A 9490-nucleotide genomic window follows, 5' to 3' on the forward strand; every position below is an offset into this window, starting at 1 on the left:
TCACGTTCGTGTCCTCCCGGCCCGCCGCGGCCTACGCTGACCGACATGGCACAGGACGCGCGGGACATGACGGCGCAGCAGCTCCAGGCGGAGCTGGAAGCGGCCCAGGAGGCGGCCTCGAGCACGCCCGGCTCACCGGCCGGCTCGACGCCGCGCGGTCCGCGCTCGCCGGCGAGCTCACCCGGCTGGCGAACGAGGTAGGTACCACGCGCGGGGAGCTGACCGAGCTGCACGAGGTCATCAGCGCGGCGGAGCGTGCCAGCGCCGCGCTCGCCGGCGCCTCGCGCCACCTCGACAGCGCGGGCAACTGGGCCACGTACGACACGTTCGGCGGCGGAGGTTTCTTCGCCGACATGATGAAGCGCCAGAAGATGGACCAGGCCGTCGAGCTGATGCGGAACGCCGACGAGTCGCTGCGGGCGCCGTCGCGGGAGCTCGGCGACCTCGGCCGCGACGGCGTCGGAGGAATCGAGGCGGACGGGCTGATCGGGACGTTCGACGTCTGGTTCGACGACATCTTCAACGACTGGACGGTCATGAACCGCATCAACGAGGCCCGCGACCGGGTGCGCGAGGCTCTGGACACGGTCGGGCGGGTGCACCAGGGCGCGGTCGAGCGCGCGGCGGCGCTGGAGGTGCGGCTCGCGCAGCTCGCGGAACGGCGGGAGCAGCTGCTGACGGGTGCCTGACGGGCGCGGTCAGGTGCGCGCGGTCAGCGGGTGTGCCAGCCCGGCAGCAGGCGCTCCAGGGCCTCGGCCAGCGGCAGGGACTCGCCGTCCTTCCCGCCGGCGCCGAGCGTCAGGGGCGGACGGCGTGGCTCCGGCCGCGTGCCGCGCACCCGGTCGAGCAGGCCGATCGGTGCGGTGAGCACGTAGAAGTCGCCGTCCGTGCTGACGCCGAGGGTGCGGTCCACGCGCAGGTACCAGCCCCGCAGGGGCGTGCGCGCGGTGCCGCGACCGCCGTAGCCCTGCACCTGGAGCGGCACGGGTGCGAGCCCGGCGGTCCGCGCGGCCGCCGCGAACTCGCGCAGCATCGTCTCGGCCCGGGTGTGCTCGGCATCCTGGCGCGCCTGGAGGCGTTCGGCCTGGACGCGGACCGCCTCGGCCCGCTCTGCGGCCCACTTGTCGTCGCGCATGCGGGAAGTGTCGCACCTCGGAGTGCCGCGGCGGCACGAGTCTCCGTGGGCTGGCGTCAGGGTTCGGTGCGGGCTCCGAGTTCGGTCCCTTGTACGGCCGTCTTCGTGACTTCGGTCGGTTGCCTTGAGATCGGTCAATCAACCGACCGATCTCAAGGCAACCGACCGAAGTCGTGCGGAGGGCCCGTGCAACCGACCGATCTCGCAGCACACAGAGCTGAGTCGACCAGCTCAGTCCGGCAGCACCGACCGCTCCAGCCCTCGCGAACGGTAGTACTCCAGCAGCCGGTCCCACTCGATCACCCCGGCCGACCGCGCCCACGCGTCCCAGCAGCCCGCCAGCCGCGTGACGACGTCGGCGTGCCCGGCCGCGAGGTCGCGCGTCTCGCCGCGGTCCGCGACGACGTCGTACAGCTCCCAGGGCCGGTCCGCCTCGCGGACCAGCTTCCACCGGCCGTGGCGCACCGCGGCGTTCCCGAGGTGCTCCCAGAAGAGCGGGCGGTCGACGACGGCCTCACCCCGCCACTGGTCGAGCATGCTCGTGCCCGCCATGCCCTCGGCGTCGCCGCCCACGGCGCGCAGCACGGTCGGGGCGATGTCGACCACGTGGCCCGGCCCGTCCACGAGGTCCCCGGCCGGGACGCCGCCCGCGGGCCACGACGCGATGAGCGGGGAGGCGATGCCGCCCTCGTGCACCCATCGCTTGTACAGCCGGAACGGCGTGTTCGACAGGTGCGCCCACGACCGGCCGTAGCTCGCGTACGACTCCTCCGGCCCGGGCACGACGTCGGGGGAGTTGCCCACCCGGACCGGATGCCCTGCGCGCGTCGTCGGCGGGGAGACCTCCGCCGACAGGCGGCCCGACGGAGTGGGCAGCGACTCCGCGCACGCCCCGTTGTCGGAGCAGAACACGACCAGCGTGTCGTCCAGCGTGCCCTGTGCCTCCAGCTGGTCCAGCAGCGTCCCCACGCCCCGGTCCATGGCCTCGACCTGCGCCGCGTAGACCGCCATGCGCTCGGCCTCCCACGCCGGCTCGGGCACCTCGGCCCACGCCCGCACCCGGGGATCACGATCCGGCAGGGCGGACGCCGTCGCCAGGCCGAGCCGGTGCTGCTGGGCGAGCCGGCGCTCGCGGAGCCGGTCCCAGCCGGCGCGGTAGCGGTCGCGGTACTTCGCGACGTCGGCCTCGCGCGCGTGCAGCGGCCAGTGCGGCGCGGTGTAGGCGAGGTAGAGGAACCACGGCCGGCGGCTCGCGTGGGCGCGCCCGACGAAGTCGCGCGCGTACCGGGTCAGGTCGTCCGTGAGGTAGTAGTCGCCGGCTGTGGCCGACGGCGGCAGCCGCTCCTCGCCGTCCACCAGCGGCGGGTCGTAGTAGCTGACGGCGCCGTGCAGCACACCGTAGAACTCGTCGAAGCCGCGGCGGGTGGGCCAGGTCTCGTCCGGGGCCGACATCCGCGAGGACAGGTGCCACTTGCCCGCGAGCGCCGTCGTGTAGCCGACGGCGCGCAGCCGCTCGGCGAGGGTCGGCGCCGCGGGGTCGAGCGAGCCGCGGTACCCGTGCGGGCGGTCGTCGCTGGTCAGGACGCCGACGCCGACGTCGTGCGAGTGGCGCCCGGTGAGGAGGGCGGCGCGGGACGGGCTGCACCGCGGGGTCGCGTAGAACGAGCTCATCCGTACGCCGCGCCGCGCCAGCCGGTCCAGGGCCGGGGTGTCGATCTCGCCGCCGAACGCGGCGAGGTCGGAGAAGCCGAGGTCGTCGGCGAGGATGACCAGCACATCGGGGCTGCGCGTCATCGCAGCTCCCGGCCGGCCGGCGTGTCGGGCGCCGGGGTCACCCGGATGACCTGTGGTCGGGACAGGTCGTAGTCGGGCGCGACGTGGGTCCGGATCGTGGCCAGCCCCTCGATGCCGGCGGTGATGTCGAGCCCGGCCGCGTACTCCTCGCGGGTGACGCGCAGCCGGGCCGCCGTCGAGCCGAGGGTCACGACGTCGCCGGGGAACAGGGTGATCATCCGGGAGATCGTGGTCAGCAGCTCGCCGGGCCCGGCCGCGTACTCCGCCGTCGAGCCGCGCACCTCGATGCCTTCCGCGCCGGACCCAGCCGCGTCAGCCCCGCGCGGCCCCGCGATCCGCAGCCACATCTCGCGCCCGGACCAGCCGCCCGGGTCGGGCAGCCCGCGGACGGGCGCCAGGGGCTGCGGCGCGGGCAGCACCACGTTGAAGCCGTCGGCCCACCGCCCGTACATGGCGCCGATGCCGCGCTCGCCCGCGCGGGCGGGCTCGGCGACGGCGTCGTGGAAGGACTGGTCGCACACCGACACCAGGGGTGTGTACCCGAGCACCAGCTCGTCGCTCTCGGACCTGTCGGACCCGTGGGTCACGCGGCTGACCCACAGATCTGACACGTCCGGGGCGTCGGCGACCAGGCGGCGGACCACGAGCGCCAGCTCGATGGCGATCACCAGGTCGGTCGCCCGGGGCGGGACCAGCACGTGGTCGCTCGCGGACAGCGCCGAGGCCGGGCCGTTCAGGAAGCGCGGCACGGCGAGCCGCGGCAGGCCGTCGGGGTCGGGCGCGTTCGCCGGGGCGCCGTTGCCGAAGGCGGTCCAGAAGTGCCGCGCCCCGGCGACCGACCAGTCCTCGGGCTCCGCGACCGCCGTCCCGCCGGGTCGCTCCCGCCCGTGCAGCGCGACCTCCCGCACGGCCCACGAGGAGTGCTGGGTGAGGTCGGGCCCCGCACCGGACCCGGCCGAGGCGTCGACCACCACGGGGTTGGCCAGCGCCCCCACCGACTCGATCTCGACCTCCAGGCTCGTGCCGGCGGCGATCTGCTCGGACGTGACGGGCAGGCCGTCGACGCCCATGGTGCCGAAGTGGATCACGTCGCCCACGTGCAGCGACGCGAACGACGAGTACCACGCCACCACCCGCTCGATGCCCATCAGGGCGGCGCCGCTGTGCGCGCGGTCGCGCGTGCGGCCCGACTGCCGGGTCCACATCAGCAGGTTGTACGGGTCGCCCACCTCGTCCTTGGTGACCAGGTACGGGCCCATGGGGCACAGGGTGTCGGCCTTCTTGCCGCCCCACGAGGCGGTGGCCTGGTACAGCCAGTCCTGGTAGCCGCGCGGCAGGGAGTACCCGGTGCCGGCGTTGCCGGGCACCCGGCCGTAGTAGTGGGTGCCCGACACGTCGTCCACCACGGTGTAGCCCGCCACGTGCTCCATCGCCCGCTCGACGGGGACGTACCGCCCGGCCCGGCCGATCACCACGGCGAGCTCGACGTTGTAGGCCATGCTCGGCACGTGGTTGTCGTGCCGCATGACGACGGGCGCCCCTTGGCCGATGACGGCGCCCTGCGGCCGCTGGTGCCCCAGCGGGAACAGGTTGACCAGCGGCACGCCCGGCTTGTTGCGCACGAACGACGGCGAGTTGGTCACGAGCCCCCAGCACAGCCGCGGGCGGGGGACCGGGGCGAGCAGCTCGACGTCGTCCACGGGGTGTCCCGCGCGGGGCAGGATCGTCGCGTCCGTCTGCGCCGCGAACCGCTCGACGGCGGCCACCAGCCGGGACAGGGCGACCAGGCCGGTGTCGTCCAGGGCGAGGAAGCCGACGAGCGTGTCCGGCCACTGCCCCGCGAGGAACCGCGGGGCAGTGGCCGGGCCGGACGACGGGATGGCCGCGTGGGCCGCCAGCGCCGCCTCGGCCCGCGCGGGCTCGAGGAGCCACTCGCGGACGGCGGAGTCGGCGCCGGACCCGCCGTCCGGCCCGGACCCTGGCCCGCCGGCGGGTTCCCGCACGACGACGCCCCAGGTCTCGGCACCTGCGACCAGGAAGCTGGCCAGCCTCACGTGTGTCCTCTCGTCGTTCCTCTGCTCATGACAGCTCGTCGCTCATGCCAGGTCCTCGCTCACGACAGCTCCTTGGCTCCCGGCACCTCGACCGTGCTGCCGTCGCTCGCGAGGTACCCGGCGACGATGACCCGGTACCAGTGCTCGCCGTCGGAGACCGCGAGGGTCGGGAACGGCCCGAGCGCGTCCGGCACCATCACGATGCCACCGGCCACGGGTTCCGGCAGTTCGGCCACGGAGTTGGGGACGAGCTGGAGGCGGTGGGTGTGCACGGTCCGCATCCGGAGCTCGGCCGAGCCGAGGTCGCGCTCGTTGTCGGTCGTGGGCACCACGCCGTCGGCCCCGACGCGGACGGCGGCCACCCCGTTGGCCTCCGCGGTGGCCGCGACGAGCTCGACGACGGCGGCCCCCGTGCCGCCGCTCGGCACCACCCGCACGCCGCCCTTCACGCCGGGCCCGGCTCCCGCCACCTGCGCGGACGTGGCGAGGAAGCTGCCGTAGGCGTCGCTGTCGGCGTACCCGTCGGCGGCGGTGGCCCGGATGACGGACGCCCCGTTCTTGACCGAGGTGAGCTCGTGCTCGTTGGCGTCGGCACTGCGGCGCTGGACGTAGCAGTCCTCACCGACGGTGCCCGCCATGAGCACGGGCGCGCCCGGGTCCAGGACGTTGCCGCTGATGGTGGAGCCGGTCAGGGTGCCGGCGACCCGTACCGGGGCGTTCCCAGCCACGGTGTTGGCGCCGAACGCGTTGCCCATCACGGAGACGCCGGTGGCGTCGCCGGCGATCCGCACCGCCGCCCGGATGACGCTCCGCTCCAGGTTCCAGTGGTCGAACGAGTTGGCCGAGATGGTGATCTCGTAGGCGGACTGCTCGAACGCCACCGGGTCGAGGTTGATCCAGTTGAACGTGTTCCCGGTGATGGTGATGTTGTGCGCGTCCACGCCGCGGAACAGGATCGCGTTCGGGGGCCGTCGCGTGTCGGGCTCCTCCCCGCCGCCCCCGATGACGTTGCCCGTGATGGTGAGGTTGGTGCCGCCCGCGGTGACGTCGACGACGGGCCCGGAGGCGTGCTCGATGACGTTGCCGACGATCGTGGAGTTGATGATGCCGCCGGTGAAGAACCGCCGTCCGATGTCGACCAGGTTGTTCGAGATGATCGCGCCGCGGAAGTTCTCGTTCTCGGCGCCGGTGACCGCTATGCACTGGCCCATGCTGTGGAAGTGGTTGCCCTCGATGAGCCACTTGCGCATGCCGTAGGGCAGCAGGTGGACGTCGCCGCCCTCGGTGCCGCCCGTGGGCCACTGGACCGTCAGGGCGGTCCCGGAGATCGCCACCAGGTTGTTGGTGAAGACCAGGCCGCGCCCGATGTGCAGCACCGCCTGGTTGAACGACACGAACGTGCACTCGGTGATCGTCGCGTCCATGTCGTCGGTGTTGTTGGTCCGGGAGGTGTGCACGGCAATCGTGTTCGGCGTCCGGGACCGGGTGATGAACGACAGCCCGCGCAGGCCGCACAGCGGAGCGTGCATCTCGATGCCGGTGCCGTCGAAGTCCACCAGGATCAGCGAGGTGCGCACGCCCATGGTGCCCTGGCCCGCCAGGGTGATGCGGTTGAGGTTCATCGGCTCGGTGAACTCGGTGTCCGGGACCACCAGCGGCGAGGTGATGCGGTAGGTGCCCGGCGGGAACCAGACGATCTTGCTGAGCCGCCCGAACTGTGCGTCGATGGCGGCCTGGATCGCGGCGGTGTCGTCGTTGACGCCGTCGGCCACGGCGCCGAACTCCTGCGGCGTCGTGGCGCCGGAGATGTCGAGAGTGGCGAGGGTGGGGTCGGCGAGGTCGGGCGGTTCGGGGTCGGGCTCGTCAGGTGCGGCGGAAGCGGCCGGCAGGGGCATGGCGACCGCCCCCGTGGCGGTCGCCAGGCCGGCGAGGCCGGCGGTCCAGAGCATGTTCCGTCGGGTCACGGGCTGGTGCATCGTTGCGTCCTTCCGTTGCCTTACGGGTGTGCGCCCTTGGTGGCGGGCAGGTCGAACCCCGGGGGCTCGGACAGGGGCGGCTCAGAGGAGGTACCCCTCGAACGGTGCGAGGAAGACGTGCAGCGCGTTCCGCTCGGCCGGGTCGCACGCCAGCAGCGGCGGCGCGACGTGCGGCGGGCACAGGCCGCGGCGCGCGAGCACGGCCTTGATCGCGGGAGTCCCCGGGCGCACCTTGTGCAGCCCGGTCAGGTCCGTGAGCACCTGCTGCAGCCGGGCCACCTCCGGGGCGTCGCCGGCGTCGTGCGCCGCCAGGAGCGCGAGCGCGAGCCCGGGGGCGATGTTGGCGACGCCCGGCACTATGCCGTGCGCGCCGAGGCCCAGCCCGGCGGCGAGCAGGGTCTCGGCTCCCTGCCCGACGGCGAAGCCCGGCCGCCGGTCGGCGATCCCCACGAGGTGCTCCAGCAGGGTCAGGTCGCCGGAGCTGTCCTTGATGCCGACCACGTGGTCCAGGTCGGCCAGCGCGTCGGCGATCCCTGGCGTGATCGGGTTGCTGTACCGGGGCGCGTTGTACGCCACGACGGGCAGCCCGACGTCGGCCACCGCCGCGTAGTGCGCCACTATCTCGTCGCTGCGGTGGTGGAAGTAGATCGGCGGGCTCAGGACCAGCGCGTCCGCGCCCGCCGCAGCGGCGGCCTCGGCCCGTTCCAGGACGTCCTGGGTGCCTGCCGCGGTGACGTTCACGGTGACTATGCCGTCGTAGTGCCCGATGGCGGCCTTGCCCAGCTCCCGCCAGCGCCTGATGACGCCGGCCGTGAACGGGCCGACGCCGGACGCCGGCACCAGCGGGCCCTCGCCGTTGCTGCCGAGCAGCATGAGCGTGCGCACGCCGCCGGCGTACAGGGCGTCCAGCAGCCGGGCCGAACGCTCGGCGGACGGGCGCCCGCCCAGCTCCATCGGGGTCACCAGCGGCACGGTCAGGCCGGTCAGCAGCGGGGTTCCGGTCAGCATCAGTACCCCTTGATTTCGGGCCAGGCGAGCTCGAACCCGTCGGCGGACAGCTCGGCCTGGAACGCCGCGAGCAGCTTCGGGTCGCCGTGCACCTGCGCGGGCTCCACCCCGTGCTCCAGGCAGTGCGCGGCCAGCGCCCCGGCCGCCTCCCCGGCGTTCCACTCGACCGGGTGCAGCCGGTAGCAGCCGTTGGTGATGTGCGTGGTGCCGATGTTCTTCCCGGCCGCCAGCAGGTTGCGCACCCGCACGGGCAGGAGCGCGCCGAGCGGGATCTGGAACGGGCTGGACGGGACGTCCAGGTAGTTGTCCCCGCCGGTGCTGGGGTGCAGGTCGATGCGGTACATGCCCACGCCCACCGAGTCGGGGTAGGCCACGGCCCCGGCGTCGCCCCGGACGGTCAGCGACAGGTCCTGCTCCACCACCGTCGTGCGCGCCCGGATGCGCCGCGACTCACGCACGTACGGCGCCTTCGCGAACCCGTCCTGGGTGCCCATGACGTCCGGCCGCAGACGCAGGCCCGGCCAGCCCGTGCCGCCGTCGGGCCGCGGGGCCTCGGTCTGCAGCCAGTAGAGCATGCTCAGGGACTGCTGCCGGGCGCCTTCCAGGTGCTTGTCCCGCTCGGCGTCCGGCACCGGGTCGGACGCCGGACCCACCAGCGGCCCCGGCAGGTAGTCGATCATCGGCCAGTTCACCAGCGTGACGTCGCTCGCGGCGAAGCCCGGCTCGAACTGCTCGCGGGCGACCACACGGCGGAACAGCCACAGGTCCCGGTCGCCGGGGTCCGCGCTCTGGTCGGCCACCACCGGCCCGCTGTGCGCGTGCGGCACGAACGTACGGACCAGCGGCTCAAGGGTGCGCGGGTCCGGGGCGGTCAGGCTGAGCATGCGGTCCGGCCAGTAGTCCGGCTGGTAGTCCCGCCAGAACTCGTACTGCTCCGGGCGGTCGATCGTGTGGTCCTCGCCCTCGCGGTGCTCGACGGCGAACACCCACGAGAACGCCTGCTGGTTGCCCGGCTGCGCCACGGCGGGCGCGCTCGGCTCCCCAGTCTCGGCCGACGACTCGAACCCCGTGACGTGCTCGACGCCGGCCAGCGGCAGCAGGTCGCCCAGCTCCGTGGCGTCCAGCACGTACGGCGCCGTCACCGTGACCCGGGCACCGTCGCGGCCCTCCAGCGTCACGGCCGCCACTCGGTCGGCGTCCGGCCCTTCCGAGGTCACAGCCGCCACCGGGCGGTGCTCGAACAGGATCCGCAGCCGGCCCGAGGACAGGTACGGCGCGACCATCGCGTCCAGCACCGCCGCCGCGACCCGCGGCTCGTAGCACAGCCGGCTCACCCTGCCGAGGCCCGGGTTCAGGTCCACCACCTGGCGGGCCGCCGACGTCAGTGGGTACCACGCGCGGTAGTACCGCCGCACCCCCTCCCGGAACGCCCGGTACGACCGCGTGCAGCCGAACTGCTCGATCCACGGGTGCTCGTCGGGCGGCACACCCTGCGCGCTCAGCTGCCCGCCGAGCCAGTCCGT

General features: G+C 73.8%; 7 protein-coding genes. 1 reads left to right on the plus strand and 6 read right to left on the minus strand.

The genetic code is table 11. From position 1 onward, the window contains the following. Positions 1–8: 8 nt before the first annotated feature. Positions 9–689 carry a hypothetical protein gene (locus EW117_RS21205; RefSeq protein ID WP_129788672.1) on the plus strand — a complete coding sequence of 227 codons (681 nt, stop codon included), beginning with the start codon at positions 9–11 and terminating at the stop codon, positions 687–689. Between the two features lie 23 nt (positions 690–712). Here the strand turns inward: EW117_RS21205 and EW117_RS21210 are convergent, their stop codons facing one another. The 6 genes from EW117_RS21210 to EW117_RS21235 all read right to left on the minus strand — a co-directional run. Next, positions 713–1135 (minus strand): hypothetical protein, encoded by a 423-nt coding sequence (locus EW117_RS21210; RefSeq protein WP_129788673.1) that lies wholly within the window; start codon positions 1133–1135, stop codon positions 713–715. A gap of 231 nt (positions 1136–1366) precedes the next feature. Beyond that, on the minus strand, positions 1367–2929 hold the full coding sequence (locus tag EW117_RS21215) for an arylsulfatase (RefSeq protein ID WP_129788674.1): 1563 nt from the start codon (positions 2927–2929) through the stop codon (positions 1367–1369). Then, positions 2926–4983, minus strand: a complete 2058-nt coding sequence (locus EW117_RS21220; RefSeq protein ID WP_129788675.1) for a fumarylacetoacetate hydrolase family protein — start codon at positions 4981–4983, stop codon at positions 2926–2928. The genes EW117_RS21215 and EW117_RS21220 overlap by 4 nt, the downstream gene beginning before the upstream one ends. 59 nt (positions 4984–5042) lie before the next feature. Further along, complete coding sequence (locus EW117_RS21225) at positions 5043–6959, minus strand: right-handed parallel beta-helix repeat-containing protein (RefSeq protein ID WP_129788676.1); 1917 nt, start codon at positions 6957–6959, stop codon at positions 5043–5045. 81 nt (positions 6960–7040) lie between these two features. Next, positions 7041–7967, minus strand: a complete 927-nt coding sequence (locus EW117_RS21230) for a dihydrodipicolinate synthase family protein (RefSeq protein ID WP_129788677.1) — start codon at positions 7965–7967, stop codon at positions 7041–7043. Then, positions 7967–9490 (minus strand): FAD-dependent oxidoreductase (locus EW117_RS21235; RefSeq protein WP_165362804.1); only part of this gene is annotated, 1524 nt, incomplete at its 5' end. The genes EW117_RS21235 and EW117_RS21230, both read right to left, overlap by 1 nt.

Origin of the sequence: Promicromonospora panici (genome assembly GCF_900608595.1) — a bacterium.
In the GTDB taxonomy this organism is placed as follows: Bacteria; Actinomycetota; Actinomycetes; order Actinomycetales; family Cellulomonadaceae; genus Promicromonospora; species Promicromonospora panici.

Coding starts and splice junctions, on each gene's coding strand:
- EW117_RS21210 (WP_129788673.1), bottom strand. CDS start 1,135: ATGCGCGACGACAAGTGGGCCGCAGAGCGGGCCGAGGCGGTCCGCGTC.
- EW117_RS21215 (WP_129788674.1), bottom strand. CDS start 2,929: ATGACGCGCAGCCCCGATGTGCTGGTCATCCTCGCCGACGACCTCGGC.
- EW117_RS21225 (WP_129788676.1), bottom strand. CDS start 6,959: ATGCACCAGCCCGTGACCCGACGGAACATGCTCTGGACCGCCGGCCTC.
- EW117_RS21230 (WP_129788677.1), bottom strand. CDS start 7,967: ATGCTGACCGGAACCCCGCTGCTGACCGGCCTGACCGTGCCGCTGGTG.